This is a genomic window from Desulfoprunum benzoelyticum (assembly GCF_014201505.1).
GTDB classification, from domain to species: domain Bacteria; phylum Desulfobacterota; class Desulfobulbia; order Desulfobulbales; family Desulfocapsaceae; genus Desulfoprunum; species Desulfoprunum benzoelyticum.
Window position 1 is genome coordinate 78,029 of record NZ_JACHEO010000011.1, and the last position, 20,204, is coordinate 98,232.

Annotated in this window: 15 protein-coding genes; 6 read left to right on the forward strand and 9 right to left on the reverse strand. The window is 46.4% G+C overall.

The window, feature by feature from the left end; translation table 11 throughout:
* Positions 1 to 135: 135 nt before the first annotated feature.
* The 6 genes from HNQ81_RS10450 (at position 136) to HNQ81_RS10475 (ending at position 8,711) form a co-directional block, all read left to right on the forward strand.
* Positions 136 to 1,605, forward strand: coding sequence for a DUF2779 domain-containing protein (locus HNQ81_RS10450; RefSeq protein WP_183351100.1), 1,470 nt, complete (start codon positions 136 to 138; stop codon positions 1,603 to 1,605).
* A 54-nt stretch (positions 1,606 to 1,659) separates the two neighbouring features.
* Complete coding sequence (locus tag HNQ81_RS10455; protein ID WP_183351102.1) at positions 1,660 to 2,850, forward strand: SIR2 family NAD-dependent protein deacylase; 1,191 nt, start codon at positions 1,660 to 1,662, stop codon at positions 2,848 to 2,850.
* 10 nt (positions 2,851 to 2,860) lie between these two features.
* Complete coding sequence (locus tag HNQ81_RS10460; RefSeq protein ID WP_183351104.1) at positions 2,861 to 4,633, forward strand: ATP-binding protein; 1,773 nt, start codon at positions 2,861 to 2,863, stop codon at positions 4,631 to 4,633.
* Between the two features lie 22 nt (positions 4,634 to 4,655).
* The gene (locus HNQ81_RS10465; protein WP_183351106.1) at positions 4,656 to 4,868 is read left to right on the forward strand and encodes a KTSC domain-containing protein; all 213 of its coding nucleotides are present in this window, start codon (positions 4,656 to 4,658) and stop codon (positions 4,866 to 4,868) included.
* Positions 4,869 to 5,017: 149 nt separating this feature from the next.
* A complete protein-coding gene (locus HNQ81_RS10470) occupies positions 5,018 to 6,262 on the forward strand; it encodes a metallophosphoesterase family protein (RefSeq protein ID WP_205240123.1) in 1,245 nt (414 codons plus the stop codon).
* Between the two features lie 4 nt (positions 6,263 to 6,266).
* Positions 6,267 to 8,711 (forward strand): AAA family ATPase, encoded by a 2,445-nt coding sequence (locus tag HNQ81_RS10475; protein ID WP_183351108.1) that lies wholly within the window; start codon positions 6,267 to 6,269, stop codon positions 8,709 to 8,711.
* Positions 8,712 to 9,025: 314 nt separating this feature from the next.
* Here the strand turns inward: HNQ81_RS10475 and HNQ81_RS10480 are convergent, their stop codons facing one another.
* From HNQ81_RS10480 to HNQ81_RS10520, 9 genes are read right to left on the reverse strand one after another with little or no spacing between them, the layout of a single operon-like run.
* Positions 9,026 to 12,175: a conjugal transfer protein TraG N-terminal domain-containing protein gene (locus HNQ81_RS10480; RefSeq protein ID WP_183351110.1), complete on the reverse strand. Its 3,150-nt coding sequence runs from the start codon at positions 12,173 to 12,175 to the stop codon at positions 9,026 to 9,028.
* Positions 12,176 to 12,182: 7 nt separating this feature from the next.
* The gene (locus tag HNQ81_RS10485) at positions 12,183 to 13,631 is read right to left on the reverse strand and encodes a conjugal transfer protein TraH (protein ID WP_183351112.1); all 1,449 of its coding nucleotides are present in this window, start codon (positions 13,629 to 13,631) and stop codon (positions 12,183 to 12,185) included.
* Complete coding sequence (locus HNQ81_RS10490) at positions 13,613 to 14,548, reverse strand: conjugal transfer protein TraF (protein ID WP_183351114.1); 936 nt, start codon at positions 14,546 to 14,548, stop codon at positions 13,613 to 13,615. The genes HNQ81_RS10485 and HNQ81_RS10490 overlap by 19 nt, the downstream gene beginning before the upstream one ends.
* The gene (locus HNQ81_RS10495; RefSeq protein WP_183351116.1) at positions 14,508 to 15,050 is read right to left on the reverse strand and encodes a S26 family signal peptidase; all 543 of its coding nucleotides are present in this window, start codon (positions 15,048 to 15,050) and stop codon (positions 14,508 to 14,510) included. Before HNQ81_RS10495 ends, HNQ81_RS10490 begins: the two co-directional genes overlap by 41 nt.
* A complete protein-coding gene (locus tag HNQ81_RS10500; RefSeq protein WP_183351118.1) occupies positions 15,025 to 15,357 on the reverse strand; it encodes a hypothetical protein in 333 nt (110 codons plus the stop codon). The genes HNQ81_RS10495 and HNQ81_RS10500 overlap by 26 nt, the downstream gene beginning before the upstream one ends.
* Positions 15,354 to 16,127 (reverse strand): TrbC family F-type conjugative pilus assembly protein, encoded by a 774-nt coding sequence (locus tag HNQ81_RS10505; protein WP_183351119.1) that lies wholly within the window; start codon positions 16,125 to 16,127, stop codon positions 15,354 to 15,356. The genes HNQ81_RS10500 and HNQ81_RS10505 overlap by 4 nt, the downstream gene beginning before the upstream one ends.
* The gene (locus HNQ81_RS10510; RefSeq protein WP_221270858.1) at positions 16,103 to 17,062 is read right to left on the reverse strand and encodes a TraU family protein; all 960 of its coding nucleotides are present in this window, start codon (positions 17,060 to 17,062) and stop codon (positions 16,103 to 16,105) included. Before HNQ81_RS10510 ends, HNQ81_RS10505 begins: the two co-directional genes overlap by 25 nt.
* Positions 17,016 to 17,666, reverse strand: a complete 651-nt coding sequence (locus HNQ81_RS10515; protein WP_183351123.1) for a hypothetical protein — start codon at positions 17,664 to 17,666, stop codon at positions 17,016 to 17,018. The genes HNQ81_RS10510 and HNQ81_RS10515 overlap by 47 nt, the downstream gene beginning before the upstream one ends.
* A complete protein-coding gene (locus HNQ81_RS10520; RefSeq protein WP_183351125.1) occupies positions 17,656 to 20,202 on the reverse strand; it encodes a TraC family protein in 2,547 nt (848 codons plus the stop codon). Before HNQ81_RS10520 ends, HNQ81_RS10515 begins: the two co-directional genes overlap by 11 nt.
* Between the last annotated feature and the right edge of the window lie 2 nt (positions 20,203 to 20,204).

Consider the following 20,204-nt stretch of genomic DNA (forward strand, 5'->3'; position numbering starts at 1 on the left):
CCAGTAGAATTACTACTTCAAGGGTCAACTGGCACGCTGAAGATTATTCCATGTGATGTGATTGCCCATAAAGGGTCAGTAATAAAGCCATATAAAAAATATAGATGAGAGATGCTGTCTTAAAGGAGAGATTCAATGGGAAATGGTGGTAGCGGATCAGGTCTCAGCAAGACTTCCCTTTTGAAGGGAATACAATGTTCAAAAGCGCTTTACCTCACCAAAAATCCCCCTGATTTTGAAATACCATCAGCTCCTGATCTCGAAGCTAAATTCGAAACCGGTAAAGAAGTTGGCTTCCTAGCCCAGCAGCTCTTTCTAGGAGGCACCGAAGTACCTTCTTCAGGTTTGACCGTTAAAGAACAGATTTCTAGGACCCGTGAACTCATCGATGCAGGGGCTAAGGTTATCTATGAGGCGTCCTTTGCCTTCGACGGTATCTTTATCAAGGCGGATATCCTAGTCAGAACCGGAGCGACATGGGAAATCCATGAAGTAAAGATGTCCACCAAGGTAAAGGATCCAAATTACGATGATGCGGCAATACAGTATTACGTTATAGCTAATTCGGGACTGACGGTTTCTAAAGTATTTCTTGTCCATATAAACAACCAGTATGTGCGGCAGGGCGAGATTGATGTGCATCAATTGTTCGTAAGTGAGGATATAACCGATCAGGCTTTTGCAAGGCAGAAAGGGATACAGGCGATTATCGCTGAATTGCGTAAAGCTTTGCAAGGCGATGAGCCGTCTATCGATATCGGCCCGTATTGCTCAACTCCTTACGAGTGCGAGTTCATTCCTTACTGTTGGCAACATATTCCTGAAGATTCAATCTTCTCCCTGAAAGGTCGAGGGATCAATAAGTTCGACTACTACAACCAGGGCATAGTTAGGCTAGAAGACTTGCCGTTGGATAAATTGAACGCTGCTCAAAAGTTTCAAGCTATCGCAACCATTAGCAAAAAAGACAGCATTAAACTCTCCGCTGTTAAAGGTTTTCTCGTTAGTCTCTGGTATCCACTCTGCCATCTCGATTTTGAGACCTTTGATACGCCCATCCCACCCTTTGACGGAACCCGGCCCTACCAGAAGATTCCGTTTCAGTATTCACTGCATATCCAACAAACAGAAGGGGCTGAACCGGTACATTACGAATATCTTGCCAATCCAGGCGAAGATCCCCGTCGAGAATTGGCCGAAAAGTTGCTGTCCGAAATTCCTAAAGAGGCTTGTCTTTTGACTTACAATCAGGTTTTTGAAAAAGGCGTGCTTAAAACTCTGGCAGAGTTTTTCCCGGACTTAGCTGCTGCGATTAATGGACGAATTGACAATATCCGTGATCTTATGACCCCTTTTAAAAAGAGAGATATATACCGTTGGCAGATGCGAGGTTCTTATTCAATAAAAGAAGTTTTACCTGCCTTGGTGCCTGAACTCTCCTATGATGGATTAAGTGTATCGGACGGCATGATGGCCATGCGAGTTTATCATGAGATGTGCAAGACCGAAGATACTGCAAAAGTCGCCAAACTTCGACAAGGATTGCTGGAATACTGTCGCTTGGACACTTTGGCGATGGTTAAGATACTTAACAAGTTGTTGTAAACAATCAATAATAACAAAAATTGATAATAAAAGCCTATTGGGAGCAATGAAACGATGGGAACACATGACCCAAAACAAGTTATTGAAAGATTGCAAGTGATATTAAGTAATCCTGCAAAAAAAATCGGTTTTTTGTTTGGTGCAGGGATCTCAGCTCAAGACAAAAAAAAACAGTGTTTAATTGAGACAAGTCAAGGAATGATAAAAACGGTTGTTGGTCACTTTAGCGGAGTGACAAACACAGCAATAGAACAGATAAAAGTTGAAATAGAAGCTAATGATGAAAAGTTTAACATTGAAACATTACTCACAAAAATTTCAGAAAAAGAAAGAGCGGTTGGAGATGAAGCTTTGTGTGGCTTAAAAAAAAATGAACTAACAGCTTTAAGGAAAGATATTGAAAAAATAATTAAGAAAATCGTTTCTGTTCACAACCAGCCATCTTTTTCAGATAGGGAATTGAGTCATGACGATTTTGCAAAATGGATAAAGAATGCGGATAGAAAGTTCCCAGTAGAAATATTTACAACGAACTATGACTATCTCTTGGAAGCAGGCTTAGAGAAACAAAAAGTCCCATATTTTGATGGATTTATTGGGAGTAACAAAGCCTTCTTTTATCCAGAATGGATTGAAGACAGCAATCCAGATCCGGTCAAATATTGGACCAAACTTTGGAAGCTACATGGCTCTCTTGGATGGGCTCTTGAAGATAAAGAAATCATCAGAGTGTCAGACGCAATAGATAGCGCAATGATTTATCCTTCATTTTTGAAATACGATCATTCCCGTAAACAACCATATTTAAGTTATATGGACAGATTGTCATATTTCATAAAGCAAGAAGATTCAGTTCTTTTTGTGTGTGGTTATTCTTTTGGTGACGATCATATCAACGGGATGATATTAACAGCTCTTGCACAATCGAGATCTTCACATGTTTTTGTCTTGAAGAGAGGCGAAATGCAAGAGACTGATGTCTTGTCGAAATATGCTAAAGGTAGTTCAAAAATATCAGTTTATGCAAAAAAAACAGCTGTTATTGGTTGTGAATATGGAGAGTGGAAATTAGAAAAAGAGCCAAATAGGAATGAATCCTATAATCTTTTAGATTATGGGTTTGATGAAGACGCTGTACTAAAAGATGATACTTGGACAGGAAAAGGTGATTTCAAGCTAGGCGAGTTTGAAAAGTTCTCGGATTTTTTAGCACTTTTTTATGCTAATTCAAGGTTTAGTATTTAAGGATATTCCTATGAGTAATAGTGCGTCATATATTGGGAAAGTTAGAAGTGTTACAGGCAGTACCCTTGCTATTGAATTAGACGCTAATATTGGCTCAACTCTTCCAATTATAGATGGAATCCTCTATAGAGTAGGGCAAATTGGCTCTTTTGTTAAAATTCCTTTTGGATATGTCGATTTATTCGGAGTTGTGACCCAAGCAGGATCAGATGCTATTCCCGAGAAATTAATAGATCAAGAAGGAATTGGAACTGGTTCCCGATGGATAAAAGCGACTTTGATTGGTGAAAGAACAGGAAAAGAATTTGAGAGGGGCGTGGTTCAGTTTCCGATTGCCGATGATGAAGTCCATTTAGTTACGTCAAAAGATTTAAAGTTAATTTATGGTGGTTTTGATGAGAAAAAATCGATTGTAGTCGGTCAGGTAAGTGCCTCGGAAGGTTTGGCGGCAAGAGTTGATCTAGATAGGTTGATTAACAGGCATTGTGCAATATTAGGTTCAACTGGCAGCGGAAAATCTAACGCTGTTTCAGTGGTATTAGAGGCAATTGCTACAAAAGAAGGTCTAAATAATTCAAGAATTCTTCTCATCGATCCTCATGGTGAGTATGGGAAAATTCTAAAATATCATAGTCAGATTTTTAAAGTTGGAGCTGACACAGCAAAAGGCGAGAAAGAGTTATATATTCCTTTTTGGGCTATGACATTTCATGAATTTATCAATAGTTTCCCCGGAAAGTTAAACGAAAAACAAGAAGAATATATCAGAGAAAAAGTTCTAGAGAAAAAAATCGAATCTTCGAAGAAATTGGCGACTATCTCAAAAGAGGAAGCCATTACAGCTGACAGCCCAATCCCATTCAGTATTAAAAAATTGTGGTTTGAATTAGACGATTTCGAACGTCAAACCTTTATGCAAAGAGCACAACCGGAAACCAATACGCTTGATAAAACAGATCCTGGTGATGCAGAAGCATTAAAATCAAACAAGTACACCCCTGCCGGAAATGGAGGGGCTGCACCTTTTATGAATAATTCAGCACAAGGGATATTGGGGTTCTTGAATTTAATGAGAAATCGATTACTAGACCATAGGTATCGGTTCTTGTATAAACTTGGTGATCTTACTCCGAACCTAGATGGAAAGATAGCAAGTGACCTAGATATTTTAATAAAAGAATGGATAGGAGCGGAAAAGCCAATAACCATTCTTGACTTATCCAGTATCCCATCAGAAGTAACAAGTTCCATTTCGGGGTCAGTTTTGTCGATTATCTATGAATTTATCTACTGGGGACAGGATCTCGATGTTGGTGGGAGACAAACACCAATACTATTTGTTTTAGAAGAAGCACATAGCTATTTGAAGGCGGGTGAAAAATCAATATCTTCGCGTATAGTCCAAAAAATAGCAAAAGAAGGTAGAAAATATGGAGCAGGTCTTTTGCTAGTAACACAAAGACCTTCAGAATTGGATGAAACGGTTTTGAGTCAATGCGGATCTGTAATAGCTTTGAGGATGACCAATTCAAATGATCGAGGCCATATAAGGAGTGCTGTAGAAGATTCATTGAGTGATTTAGTAGAACTATTGCCAAGTTTAAGGACGGGAGAAGGCTTGGTTATGGGTGAATGCGTTAAGTTACCAATGCGAACAAAATTTAGCAAAGCAAGGGAATCAAAAAGCACGGATCCCCTTGTTTCTGAGCAATGGGTAAAAGGACCACTTACAGACAGCAACTATCAGAAAGTCATTGTAGGGTGGAGAAATAACGAATTTTGATAACAATACAAGGAGGTTTATTATGGATAGGCAACCAGTATCTTCTTCGAATATCGCAGCAATTGGATATGATAATACTACAGAAATATTGGAAGTGGAATTTTTAAGCGGGGCTATATATGAATATAAAAATGTTCCATTAGTGGTGTTTGAGGAACTTATGAATGCAGCGTCACACGGGTCCTATTTTAATCGAGAGATTAGAATGACATATCCTTATGAAAAAATAGGATGATTGCATATATTAATCCGTACGTCGAACAGAAGACATTGATAATGGCAGAAAATATTGTGTTTTCAGTTTGTTAAGACTTAATAATCAATATGGTTATGTCTACTAATCAGGTTTCGTCTTAGTAGCAAAATAGACAAAGGGCAATCTTAATGTATTTCATCCACACAGCCGACATTCACCTTGGGAAAACGTATCGTAACTCTCCGAGTGAAATTGAGCGATATGAAGATTTTTTCCGCTGCTTGGCTGGTATTGTGAAAAATGCACTTAAAGATCAGGTTAATTTTGTTTTAATTGGTGGAGACCTATTCCACACAGGGCAGATCTTGCCTAAAACATTTGCCAAGACCATCGAGACTCTCCAGCCGCTAAAAGAAGCGGGAATTCCTTGTATTGCTATTGAGGGAAATCACGACTGGATTCACCGGCGAGATAATATTTCCTGGATGGAGGCTCTCTCCGAGATGGGATATATTCGTCTGCTTCGCCCTTCTCGGACTGAAGACGGTGGCTATTTTTTTGATCCTTTCGATGATGTTACAGGTATGGGAGGGCACATTGAAATAGGCGGCATCAATATATACGGCCTAGGCTATATCGGCGCCCAGGCAGGAAATCATGTAGAGAGGATATGCAACGCGGTAACAACAAAAAATAACCTGTTGCTATTTCACGTTGGTATCTGGAAATATTCGCCGGTTGAAATCGGCAATATGAAGCTTGAAGAGGCTCATCCTCTCGCAGAAAAATTCAGTTATGTCGCTCTCGGACATGGTCATAAACCATATGTCATTGAAACTCCGGAGGGACGAGCCTATGCCTACAACCCAGGGGCACCAGAACGGGTAAATTTCGGTGAGGAAAAATACGACAAGGGATATTACTTTGTCACGATTGATGATGGCAGGTTCTCACCGGAATTCAGACCGACCAACCCAAGGCCAATGCTGGTTGAGGTAATTAATCTTGAGGGAGCTGAAAACGCTGATGATGCTCTGAACTTGTTTAGAGACCAAGTAAAAGAGAAACTGGCCCGATTAGCTGACGAGCGGGCGCCATTGTTGGAATTAAAGCTGGCAGGTAGAATTGGCTTCCACCCCTTTGAGCTAGGGCGGGATCGCTTGCGATTGGCCCTTGAAGAATTTGCTAGTCTACTGCACATCGAGATTAAAAATCATCTTTCAATGGTCGCTAAAACTGAAGGAGAGGAGGTCGTTAAAAAATCCCTTACTGAAATTGAGAAAGATGTGTTGCAAGATCTGGTCGGTGCGCACACCAAATATAAAGATCGTGAGGAAGAGTTGACCCGGCTTTCCTTGGCTATCCGTGATCTGGTGCTGAAAGGAGATGTTGATGATGAAGAGCTATTAGGGCTCATTCCGGAAGAGGATTGAAAATATGCAGATTACTTCGGTCTCTCTCAAAAACATAAAATCCCATCGTGACAAGGATCTTCATTTTGTTAATGGCATTAACGTGCTGTCTGGGGCTAATGGTGCTGGCAAGAGCACTATTTTCGAGGCAATCGGTTATGCCCTTTTCGGAGTAGATGCCAGGGACTTTGTTGGCAATATTGAACGTTTCATTTCCATTGGGGCAAAGAAAGGTGAAATATCCGTTGTGTTTTTAACGGATGCAGGCAATAGGTATCGCGTGTCCCGAGGCGTAGGAGCGGGCTCAAAGTGGCTTCTTGCCACTGAAGTTGGTGGCATCTTCGAAGTGGAGGACCATGCCGGTGCTCAGGAGACAGAGGAGAGGATTAGACAACTGCTGGGATTAGACAGTGGCCGATCACTTGCGGACCAGTTTAAATTAGTCATTGGGCCCTTTCAAAACGATTTTCTTGGTCCTTTTGTTTTGAAACAATCGACCAAGCGCCAAGAGGCTTTTGATGAAATCCTCGGTATTGACGCTTGGCGAAAGACATACAAGGGAACCAGTTCTCTTGTGGCGACCACGAAGAATAAAATAGAAATCTTGAATGTCGAGATTGCAGGAAAGCAGGAGCAGGTAGCCTCTTTGCCAGACAAAAAGAAAGAGTTGGTAGAAATAATCAAAGATTCTGGAGCTCGCCAAAAAATACTTTTAGAAAAAGAGGGGGCACTGAAGAAAATAGACAAGCAACTTGTCCAACTGGATGGCCAGGAAAAGACAATCAACACCAATCAGGCTGAAATTAAGGTTCTTGATAACCGTATCCGTGATGGCGAAGGGAAAATTGCAGATCAGAAGCAGCGGGTAATCGAGTCAGAGCAAGCACAGGCAATGCTTGAAAAAACGAAGACTGGCAAAGAGGCGTTTGAGGAGGCCGAGAAAGAGCTTAAAAATTTACGGATGCAGGAACAGCAGCGTCGGGCTGTTGAAAAAGAAATTAATGAACTGGAAAAGAAAAGAGCCAAATTGAACCAAACCATTGAACATGAGCAGCGCGAGGTGGTCAATGCTGAAAAGCAATTAGCAGAAGAGGAACGCCAGTTGCATTCAATTCGTAAAGGATTAGCAGCAGACAAAAACACATCTGATAGTGCAGCCAGGTTGCCAAAACTTCGAGAGGATATTGAGAAATTACGAGCGGTTCTAGGCCTTCTTAACGGTAAGCAAGCAGGGCTTCAGGAGGGTAAAGAAAAGCTAAGGGAAGGAGTGTGTCCTTTTTTTAAAGAATCCTGCAAGAACATCATCGGTAAAAAACCGCGAGATGTATTCACTGAAAGACTTGAAGGTCTGGAGAGGGAAAAAAATGAATTCAACCATCAGATTGAGGCGCTGAATAGAGAAATTGAAACGGCAGAGAAAGCCCAGCAGGAGTTGAACTCTCTTAAAGTTAGGGGCGAGGAAATTGAAAAACAAATCAAGACGCTTGAAAAGAAGAGACAAGACAATGATAAGCGTAAAAGCGGCATTTCTGGGTTAAAAGTACAGCAGATAGAAGCAGATAAAGCGACAGAGGCACGCAAAGAAGATCTAAAGGTATTTCAAGACCTCGACACTAAAATTAAAACCTTGGAAGGTATTAAAGCAAAGCACCAATCTGACCGTGATGCCTTTTTTGCCAACCAGAAGGATGCCCAGGATCTTAAAAACCGCCAAGAAGTCCTTAAAAAAATGTTGGTGCTTTTGGACGAACTCGCAAAGACACTTACCGAAAAGAGAACTGAGATTGCGCAACTTCAAAAGGTCTATGATGCTAAAAAACATGCTGAGGAAAGGTCAAAAAAAGAGGAGCTTGTGGCTGAAAATGCCACCCTTCGGCAGCAAATAGAAAACTTGGGAAAAGAACAGAATCGAATTGAAGGGGAAGTCAAAAAGCTGAAAGAGATCAGAAAAGAGATCGAAGCTAAACTTGCTGAGAGAAAAAAAATTGAGAAAAAAGAATCACTGATCAAATTTTTACGCAATCAGATTTTCAAGAATGTCTCAACCCAGCTTTCTGACAGGTTTCGAGAGGAAATCAGCCTCCGGGCTGACAGGATATACCGCAACATAGCCGAGACAGATGAAGAACTGTACTGGGGAGATAAATACCAGATAGTTCTGCGGGATATGGTTGATGGACAAATCAGGGAACGTACAGATGATCAGTTGTCAGGCGGCCAGATAATGAGTTCTGTAGTTGCTCTTCGCCTGGCTCTACTACAGACAATTGGGGCTCGAGTGGCTTTTTTCGATGAACCTACATCCAATCTGGATGCTACCCGGAGAGAGAACCTTGCCCATGCCTTTCGCGCAATTGATGTTGGCCGAGAAGAGTTGACAGAGCACTGGTACGACCAGCTTTTCCTCATAAGTCACGATGTGGCCTTCACTGAAGTGACAGACCAGATTATTTCACTTGATGCCGATTAATCTGGCTTGGATAGGTGTACAGCCTGTTTGACATATTCATAGAAAGTGCTAAGCATTAGTATGAGGCTTGTCGTGATATTTTGCCTCTAGCGTTGAGGAGAGTGATGACTACAGGAACTATCAGCATAATTATAGGGGTGGTAATCCTTGTCCTTGTCAAGTTGTTGGTTAAGGATGAGAAAAGTTCTAGTCATAAGATAGGCCTATACGAGAGTGATCAGGAAGATTTGTTTAAAGAAGAACCCGAATTTGATCGCACTTGGTCTATTCTTCCTGGGAACATTTTTCATCGTTCAAACGATGATTGAGAGGGGCTATTTTTTCTCAAACACACTGCCTTTCCAAAAATCTTCATCGTTTGTTGGTGGGGAAGAAGCTGCATCACCATGAATGACCCTGCCGGAAGGCAGCACGATTCCTCCATCTTGTTTCTGTGGCTCAACGAGATTGCCTTCGTAATAAAAAGTTGGGTTCCTGTAGAAATCGTGAGTTGGTCTCGGGGGTGCACCTTGGTTCAATCCGGCCATGTCTTTCATCAGGTCTCCTGCAGTGGTATGAATTCCACCTTGGCCAGATTCCTCGATACGATTTCTGTTGCGAATGTCGTGGGCTGGATCAGTGACGGAAGGTGCATTGGGATTGTCCATTGGAATGTCTGAGTGTGGCTTCGCGAGAGTGCCATCTTTGATTCCATAGGTTTTTGATCCGGCAACGCTTGCAGCCATTCCAATGTCTTGCTTAAATTTTTGGTCTTGGACGCGATTTTTTGTGCCGGCAATGGTACTGCCTACTGTATCGGCAGTGCTTCCCCAACCATAACCATTCCCACTGACAAAGCCGGTAACAATGGCTTTCATATTGTCAACTCCCTGACTTCCCTGCTGGGTCAGAAAATGATTGAAGTCGCTTATGGTGCGCCGTATGTTTTCCGGCGATTCATCTCCATAACGTTCTATGGCGTAATTTCTGACTAGAGCTGTGGTAAGGTCGGCCCCGTACGATTCTGTGGAGCTTCTCATTTCTCTAGCATCATTTAGGTACGAATATGCCTCAGTGGCACCAATCTGTTTTGCAAGTTTCGTCATGTAATCGAGGCTTTTGGAATCCTGCAAGGTTTGTTGAAGAGATTCTGAACGTACCTGGGCCGCAGTATTCTCAAATGCTTTGGCAGTCTCTTCGGATACATTGAAGTTTACTGATTCACCATTGTTGCCAACCACAGTAAGCTGACCCCCACTGCTGAATATTCTTTTGAAACCAGCTCCTACACTACTTTGAAATTGTGTTCTAACATCCTCACTCATCGAATGAACGAAACTGGACTTATCGCTCATTGCTCGTTGCCAGTTCTCACGAGTCGCATTATCAATCCGAGTCGTGAAAGCACTGGCTTCACTGCTGGAAAGACTGGCCCTTTTCGCTGCATCCATAGCCAGTTGCCAATTCTGACTCTTGCCAAGACTGTTTGAAGCAGCGACAATCTGTTGCTGTTGGGCCATGGCACCAACGGTGACGGGATTGAGACCATTGACGGCTGCGTGGGTGGTGTGATGATTACCGGAACTGTCGACCGAGTAGGCAGCTCGGCCCTCGGCCATAGTGTCAACGGCGACTCCTTCGCCACCAGCGCCGGTGGTGGTGACAGTGGTGGAACCATCCGGATTGACGGTTTCTGATTTTGTTCTGGTGGTACTGCCGTCCGGACCGGTTGAAACTTCGACAGGACCTGAGCCTGTCCCCGCACTCACCCTTGCTGAAGCCATCATGGTAGCCATTTCACTGTCTGATGTTCCCGGAGGTATCTGTCCAGATTCCTGCAGGGAGTTTTTCGTGTTCATTGCAGCCGTGTAACCACCAACCGAACGGTGAGTGTTCCAGGCTTGCGCAGCTGCCATGTTGGAAAACCGGTGCTCCGGCATACCGGCAAGGAGTCCGGCGGCACGTACCTGCTGGTTCATGGCTGCAGATGTTCCTTCCGGGGTGAGCAGTTGCCCGGCTTGTGCGCCGGCAGATTGCACTATTCTGCTGAGGTTGCCGGCAAGCATGGCCAGGGCATGACCGCCGAAGCGAATAAGCATCATCGAGAAAAAACTCGCCAGCATAATACCCGCTGAGCGGATCACCCCAAACATCGACAGCAGCTTGATGGAGATGGTCGGAAATGCAGCCATGGCATAGACGCCGAGACTCGATTGGCGCATATCTTCAAAGGCGTAGGAGGCATAATCCATTGCCGCTCCGTGGATCACGGCATCGGTAATCCCCCAGGTGGTGAGAAACACAAAAAAGCCGAACATCACCGATACAGCCTTGCCGACAACAGGGGTAAAGAGAAAGAGGACCAGAAAGGGAATAACACCGATGGCAATGGCGGTCATGACAGCCCGGATGATTGGGATCCACTCGTTCATGGTGAGGCCGATGCCGAGACCGGTGGAAGTGATTTTGCGGTTACTCTCCATGAGCATGGATGTCTCGTAATCGTCCTGGAAATAGAAGTTGTAGAGGATTTCGGCGATCTGGCGTTGCTGGATGATCTTTTCCGGGGTGGTCGCGGTGCCGGTGGTAAAATTCAGGGTACTGGTGAGCAGTGCTTTGCAGGTGTTCAATTCAACCGCATTGGACGGATCAAAATATGCCTTGCTGCAGACCTTCTTTATGGCTTCATCGTAATTGGTGGGATTGGCATAAATGGGCTGCAAGCTGTTCCAGGCATCGGTGCAGGTGACATTGGACCCTTCCGGGTGAGTGGCATCATAATAGACGGTATAGACTGCCGGATTGACCGCTGCGCTCAGGTCGCCCAGAAAATCCGAGGTGTTGTTGCGCAGATCATCAAGTGACAGTGTGGTGCCTGGGCGCAATAGCTCAAAGGTCACACAATCCTTGACGTAGCGGATCATGCTTGTTCTGGCGTAGTTGTTTTTTGGGGCTGATCCCTTGACCGACTCCAGGGCCTTGAAACCAATACCACCGGCGGTCGAGCTAAACTGGGCATCAGGGGCGGCGGCGGTATCGATAATGTCGACCATTCCTCTTTCGATCTTGTTGAGAAAGCCTGCGGTAAAGACCACTGCATCCGGTACCTGGCCGATGGTCTGGAATCTGTTCAATACTGGATCGTAGACCGTGATATTGCCCTTGGGAACAAAGAGAGCCAGATAGAGGACTGCGCCAAACAGTACCGGCACAGCCCACACCAAGGGGATGACCTTTGCTCCCGTGGCGGCACGTGCCAGCCAGGCGCTGACCCCGGCGATAAGACCAAGCACCATGACGACAAAGAGCAAACCCTGGTAGCCCGAATCGCTGAAAATGAGGGCGATCTTGGTGAAGGCCTGGGTAATGGGATTGAATCCTCCGTAGGTATAATATTCCATATCCAGGGCAAAGGCGGGTCCTGCTGAAAGAAGGGACAGGCAGGTAGCCGCTGGTACGATAATTGGGAGTCTGATGCTCTTCATACGCCCGTCACATCTGCAATCTTGCCGCGACATCTTTACCATAGCGCCGGGTAATCTCGGCAGTTATCTGCTGCTCGACCTTCTGCATGTGCTCAAGGTAATCCATGATGGTCGACATCTCTTTTGCCGAAGCCACATAACTTGCCCGGGCAGCGTCTTGAAGCCGCCTGATTCGCGCCTGCATAAGAGAGATATTCTGGTCTGCATGTTCGGCAAAAATGACAGCCGCACAATTCTCCGATGGTTGGCCGGTGGCGGCCTCTGCCTGTTTCTCGAGCATCTCTCGTGCCTTCCAGGCAATGGTCTCGGCCCGCACGTACAGATCGGACAGCATCTGCAGGGCGTAGGCATTGGCGGTGATATCGGCAAGACCGGCTACAGCGGCTTCTTTCATACCTGAACCCACAGCCGTTTTAAGGATGGGAAGGGCGGACAGGGGGCTTGCGGCCAGAAATGTCTCTTCATCCCCGCTGAGGACACCTTTGTTTTCGATTTTATCAGCAATAGAGCTCAGAATATTCTGGACGTATTGACGTAAGTCACGGTTGGTATCGGTAATCTGGCTGCAGGTTCCACCAGAGTCTTTGGCGAACACCTCGCCACTGGTAAATGCCTTGATATCGTCCGGGTTATTCTCCGAGCATGGCGGTTCATAGGATATCTTGTAGGCGTTGGCAGAGCCCTCGAGGTTGACGTCGCCAACCAGGCCGCGAATAAGACTGGTGTAATCGGCAGGCAGGCTGATTTTGCTGCCGACATTGTCGAGCAGGGATCCACCCGAGAGGAAGGTCGCTGTTATTTCGCTGTTACAGCCACTGGTCACCCTTGAGACATCCGCCGGCTGCGGAACGTTATTGTTGGCTTGATCCTCGGTGGTGATTATATCCCACATTTCGGATACACCCTGGCTCAGCTTGTTTTCCTTTATGGAGGTGCCGAGTTTTTCCTTCATCACCTCGCTGGAGTGAAAACCGTTTTCATCCATGACCACCCCGACCAGTTCCTTTGCCGCCGCGCATTCATCGAGCTGCATGGAGTTGAGCTTATCGGAGATCGCCTCAAAGTTTTTGATGGTATTGGCGCATTGCTCGCAAAGTGTTTTCAGGCCAAGATCAAAGGCCACCGCCGCTGCACCGGAAAGAATGCCCTGGAGCTTATCCACCAGGTAGTCGGTATTCATGAAGGAGAACCCACCCATGAACACATCGATTCCACCGCAACCGCTTTTGATGCGGGGCGTTTCGATCGTAACCGGATATGAGACACTGCTTGGCCACCGGGCGTTGAAGCTGCCTCCGGAATAGTAACCTCGCTGTTGTCCGGAGAGGTAATTGGGGGAGGTGGTGGTTTTTTGATCAAGCCAGTCGTCTACCCAGGCGGATGACGCAACAACGGGATACAGTAAAAGCGATATTGTTAGAATTACAGCGGGGATGGCTACTCGGCGTTTTTCCATGGCTGTTTTCCCTTATCTAAGATTGATGTTGGATCGAACGCTGAGCCTTTTTGAAAGTCATACATCAGGAAGTTGTCTCCCCGGGTGTTACCCTGCAGCAGACGGATGGCTCGGTAGAGCTTTCTTTCCAGCTCTGACATTGCTATGACTCCGCTTGCTACCGTCATGTAGTTGTCCTGCCCCTTTTTGATAAGGAGCAGGGTTGGGGTGATGGTGATGTTGAAGCGACTAGCACTGTTGATATTCCTGCTGATATCCACGGTCTTTATCTGCCAGCCGTATTTTTCGACAAAATAGCCCAGTATCCCTGCCTGTTTTTCACAAAAGCCGCAGCCGGGGCTGACGAAAAATAGCAGGGCATGATCGTTGCCGGCGCGATTTATTGTCTGGGATATTTCATCCTGCTGCATGCTGACTCTGGCGGTGACCCCAGGTCCCGCAGTCGGATACACATGATTCACATTGAACAGCTCACCATATTTCTGGGTGACGTACATGGTGGCATTGGTGTAGGCGAGGGCTTTGCGGCGGGCTATATCCTGCATGGTCAAATATTCCAGAATGTGTTGCTCGGATGGGGTTTGGACAGCTTTTTTCTGCAGGACATTGAGGAGTTCCTGAAAATCGTCCGGGTACATATTCCACAGCTCTTCGATGGAATATGAGTCCAGATTTGGCGCTGTCTTTGGCTCATTTGCGGATAACTCCGGTGGCCTTTTCGTTTCCATGTCTTCCGCTGGCGGATTTTCGTACCAGAACCAGCCGTGTTTGGTGTCGTTGTAAAATCTGTTCTGCTGTTCGGATTTCGCATTGAGATCGGCAGCCGTGGCATTGCCGGCAACGATCAACAAACACACCGACCAGAGCAGGAAGAGATCACCAAATTGGCAAGGCTTTATAGAGGATGTCGTTTGCATGGACAAAACCGAAATATTTGGAATCAAAACTGCGTGGATTTGTCCCAACCATGAAATAGCTGTCCTCCGGCACCGGTCCGGAGAACTGAAACAGCGGCAGGGAACGACCTTTACTGTCTTTCTTGAGCGCTACTCCCAACAGTTTGTGACCACAAAAGTAGTTCCTCTCAACATCGGTGGAGAGAATATTCCCTGGACGGCAACCGACCTTTTTGATCATACGGTCATTTGCCGGATCCAGCCCTTTCTGGACAAAATCTGAATCCTTATGTCTGAACACCAGGTAATCGCCAAGTTTGATCTCGCTATTCGCCCTGGTGAGGAAAAATATCCGATGCTCGAGCGATGGACTGGTGGAAACAATGATCCGTTCCGGCAGCCAGGCACCTACTAGAAGGGCTGCCAGAATGACAACAGCCAGCGTCTTTTCCCGGTTGTTGAGCCTGAGATTTTTTGTCTCAAACTGTAGGGAGCAATTACTTGATCCGGATCTCGTCTCCATTCCTCAACACCACATCTTTCAAAACGATGACATGATTAGGGTGACTCGCGGCCTCACTGTTTAAAATCTGTTCAACGGTATCCAGCTTCATTGTCCACTGCTGTTCGGTAATTTCACCGGCTGCAAGGAGTGCCTTTTGGGTGCGAAGGTATCCTTTCAAGTCAAGGACCCTGATCTTTTGGGCAAACATTCTGTCATAGCCCATCACCATAGCAGCAGAAAGTATCAGGGCAAGAATGATCACCTCAAGATAACCAGGCCCGGTGCTTGCCGGTTTTTCAGGTTGTGTGGTGTTTTCTTCGCTCAAAGTGTGCCCCGTATTTTCTTGATCAGCTTGGTCATACCGGTGCTCTTCACTTCCCGGTTGATTCGTTCCAGGAGAAAATCAAGTCCGGCATCTCCCTGGATTAAAAAGGCATTGCCTTCATGTTCATAGACAACAGCCGGTACTCTAGTGATGCCGTATCTGGTGAACAGTGATGGTTGCAGGTGGATCGGTACTTCATAGCGCTCACATGGTTTTTCCGTTCGAGGGCAATTCAGCTCTTTTTTTAAAATCCTGCTGAAATACGATTGTCCCTTATTGGCCCTCGCAGAAGACATTCCTCCGACCATCCCACGCATTACCAGCAAAATATTGGGTTCAGCGGCTTTATCCAGACCTGCGATATAGGCATGAACGGTTTCATCCGGTACCGAGCTTGAGATAAAGAGAAAAACCTTTTCCCCAGCTGCGAGACTCCCCTGCGGACCCGCCTGTTCCGCTGCCGTCTGTTGGCTCTTTCTTTTCCATGGAGCTGTATATTGACCAAAGACCTCCTTTTCCAACCGCTGCTGCTCACATTGGACACGTTCCTGAAACTCAGGAGAGTGGAAGAGCCGAGACGTTTCCTCTGCCGCCTTCAACCCTTCCTCATCATATTTGTTGACCGGAAGGGCCATTTTTGCTGCATCCTCTCTGGCCTTTTTCATGATCAGAGACACATCGCTTTCGGTCAAATCCTGGGCATGGCCTGGCCATGGAAATGAGCAAAGGATGAAACTTGCAAAAATCAGCTGTCGCAGCAGGTACAGCATCGTTGTTTCCTGTAGACCACCCATAGAAATTCATCGTTTGAACCTTTAGCTCCCCGGTAAGGCACATTCAGGCCGGAGTCGTAAAATTTAGCTGCCTTGCCCACGGGATAGGCTGGAGATCGGTCGTCTGGTCTGACGACGTGCATCTTGTAATGGCTCTTGATCCAGACAGGCGTATAATTGCATCCACAGAGGTTATCCGCAGGATCGCAGATCATGAAAAGCCTGTTGAGTTTATAGAGCAGTCGTGAGGCAACCGCGTTGTTGGCCTGAACGATATTGTCATTGTCCACATGGCCGGTCATCGGGTAAGCGGATCCACTGCTGCCGATACACCAGGGCATAAAGTCGAGAGGGTAACCAAGGTTGACTGCAGCGGCATCGGCCATGCACGCCATTTGCATAGCCTTGTTGGCATAGAGAGCTGCTTCAGGCGTGATGATGGCGGACAGTTCGTCATTCTGCCACATGGAGTCGTACTCGCTCCACCACATGCCGTAATCTTTATGTTTGCAAAAGCCGTACATCATGGGGAAGAGATAGGCATGTCCCTGGGCAAAGGTTGATTCATTGGCTATATCCACTGAATCCGAACTTTTGTTCTTGCCGCCGAGTTCATCTATGAGTGATGATCCTGTTTGTTTCCCCAGGTATGCAGAATAGTTGGCCATGGAAACGGTACCTTCCACCAGGAAAGGCTCCCAGTATTCCCATATTTCCCCTTCTTCATAGTAAATGGGCGGTGGTCTGGGGCAGATACAGATGCCCTCAAATCTCAGCTCGATTTCATCCCAATGGACGTCTGATGCAATATTGAATGAATCACCGGACTTCGCTGCCCATGCAGAGAATGGGAGCGAGAGCAACAGAAAGATGAGGAGAATGGTTCTATCTTGACGCATCGTTTTCTTCAGTAGTTCTTTCTTGAGGTACAAAAAATTCCCGTACCTGCAGCATATTGTTTTTTTGTATGACCAGGGATGGTGCCGCTGCCAGCTGCAACCGCTCTGCAATTTCGTCGACCAGGTAAAACACCGAACGTTTGAGCTGTTCAGTGAGCTGGAAAGCATAGCCACCAGCGAGCAGCAGCCGAACCTTATGATTAGTGGCATAAGGAGTTTGCCTAAACCATTTGATCTGGGAGGGATCATCACCGTCAATAACCAGCAACCCTCCAGGGAATGAGACATAATCAAGGGGATTGAAGGTGAACCCCCTGGGGTAAATCACCTTGCCGTTGCCGTCGACCAAGTCCTGGTCAAGGGTATAGGTCATATCAACCAGAAAGGTTCTATCCTCTGTTGCCCGTGGAAGTGGATGAAGATCCTCAGGCTGATATGTTCTTACTCGATCGAGGAACTCATCCTCCTCAACATGATTCTTTGCGACGGCCTGTTGTTCCAGCTCTGTTGCAATATCCGGCTCGACTACCTGATACAACTTACCGGCAACACCTAGGTGCTTGGCCTCCCCAAAGACCGGCCAAGCACCAAAAACAACGTAAATGGTAGAGAAAAGAATAGAGAGTTTACAATTCACCTTGCTGCCTCAGGTTAACCATTTCCTGGATTGCTTCATGGTAGGTTTTGCCATGAGCAACCATCTGCTCGATCCTCGCTATTTCACTGGCCTTGGAAGTGTAGATGAAATAGGCATAATCGTTGACCACCAGTCGGGCCACACCCACCCCAAAGGGAGTATCAAAAAAGAGTTCGGAGTATTTGGGCGGATTGGATTTGACGCTTTTCAAAAGCTTGAGGGTGAAGTTGTCATAATCGATCAACCCTTTCTTCTGCGCCTGGTCAAAGTCGGACGATTCCAGGTAGATTTTAAAGGCCGAATTGGAGTTGATGACATTGCCGACTTCACCGAAGTTTTCCAGGTCGAGCAGGGACTGGGTGATGACCATGAAACTGCCGTTGTATTTCCGAGCCCGGCGGTAGCCCTCGTTGATGACCGGGGCGATCATGGCACCTTTATCGAGAAACTGCCAGGCCTCGTCAAAGATGATAAGTCGTGGCCGGGAGCGGTCGGAAAGATAGAGATCCTGGGTAACACCATTGATGATCAGGAGTGTTACGACCCGGTACAGGTCTGGTTGAACTTTCAGGTTCTCCAGCTCGAGTACGACAAATTCATCTTGGCGGATGTCAAAGGTGCTTGGGCCGACAAAGAATTTGCCGTGGAAGCCGTGGCTGGTGAATTCACGGATATTGAAGGCCATTTTTCTGGCAACTTCGATAAGTTTGCTGTTGTCGGCCATTTCGTCCAGATCCGATTCTGGTGCATTGGGGAATTTCATGAGAAATTCATAGACGGTGTCTGCATCAGCTGCTTGCCCCTTTTGTTTCCAGGCCCAACGCACCGCATTGCGGATCAGGTTCATCTCGGTGTCGTTGCATTTTTCCCGGTCAGAGTTGGAATAAGCCATCTGGGCAAAGACTGCGGCGACGCTTTTCAGCTCTTCGTCGGGCTCCTTTATATGGGTAAAGGGATTGAGGCAGATGTTGATATTGGGTCCAAAATCGAGGTATTTGGCACCAAGCATATTGGCTATTTTCTTGTATGAGCCGCCGATGTCGATGATTCGTACCAGGGCACCGCAAGAATAGTAGTTGAAGGCAATGAAGTTGACCTGGAATGATTTACCTGAGCCAGAGGTGGCGCAGCAAAAGACATTTTGGTTGGTAGCGTGAGCATCAAAAAAATCAAGCGACACCAGCTGTCCCTTTCTGCCGGTGAAAATCAGCTTTGGCTCACCACCGGAACCGGCAAAATCACCTTGAACCGGCAAAAGCGGGGTGATTGATGGAACTGGAGCAATAAAGTCTCGCTCCAGGTTTTCGATATTTTTCCCAGTGGTGTAGAGTCCAAAAGGCAGAGAGGAGAGAAACAGGATTTTGAGAATTATGTTATCCTGTTGCATGACGTAGCCGTTGTTTTCCCACAAGCGCCTTACCCGAGTGCAGGAGTCCTTGGCCTGTTCAAGATCATCACTCCATACCCAGAATATCGGCAATATCTTGACGAACTTTTCCCCTCGTTCGAGATCGTCGGTTGCGGCCAGATACTCCTCCTGTTTGCGTCGAAGAGTAGGAGAAAGAGAACCAACGGCCTGCTGGTTGAGCGTCAGGTTGCATTTGGCATGGAGCTTCATCTCCAGACCTGCCTCGAAAACGATATTGAAACCGTATAAAAAATCGGTCTTGACCTGGTCGGCATCGGATATAACGCCCCATATTCCACCAAAGAGAGAATTGGTTTGCAGCGGATCGATATTGATGGGGATCACCTTCGGGGTTGTGCAGCAGAAATAGTGGTTGCCTATCTGCATATGATCTGACTCTTCCCGAATGACCGTATCGCTGTTGATGATCTGCTTGCGTATGGGAATGGTCGGATTGTAGGCATGGAGGTTTTGTTCCGGATACTCTTTTGGATAGCTGTTGAAGAGCCTGCGACTCCATTCCAGCAAGGCTTTTGGCGGCATATGGCGAGGGGAGAGGAGTGCAGCTTTTAAGGTTTCATGTATTTGCCGTTTGATATCCAGCAGGGGATCTGTTTTCTCTTTCTTTGCAAAATCTGTGGAGACTTTGAATTCCTGAGTGTCGCCAGGCATCTTGACGGCGACAAACAGCCTGAAATTGCGAACAGGTATATTGGAGCAGGCTTTCAGACCTTTCTTCCCCTCAACGAGGAATGACACCACGGCATTGGTATTTGTGCTGACAATGGTCTCAGGCCTTGTTCGATTATCCTGGTAGCGTGCAAGGATTGGTTCGATATAGGAATCGGCATGAAAGAGAAGCTGGATAACACTGTCTTTTGGTAAACCGGCACGAAACAACCCTTCAAGCGCGGTAATGGTCTTTGGACCTGCGTAGATCACCGGGGAGCATTCCCATAACAAGCCAAGGCTGCCGTCCTGGTTGAGGTATATTTCCAGTGCCGGGTCATATGCCAGGTAGTTGAGATAGGAAGAAAACGGCGATCGGCTGGTCATCTTTGCCAGATCGCTGTGTTTTAAATATTCCCTTGGACCAAGGAGAGCTCTCTGCAGGAACTCGGAAAGCATAG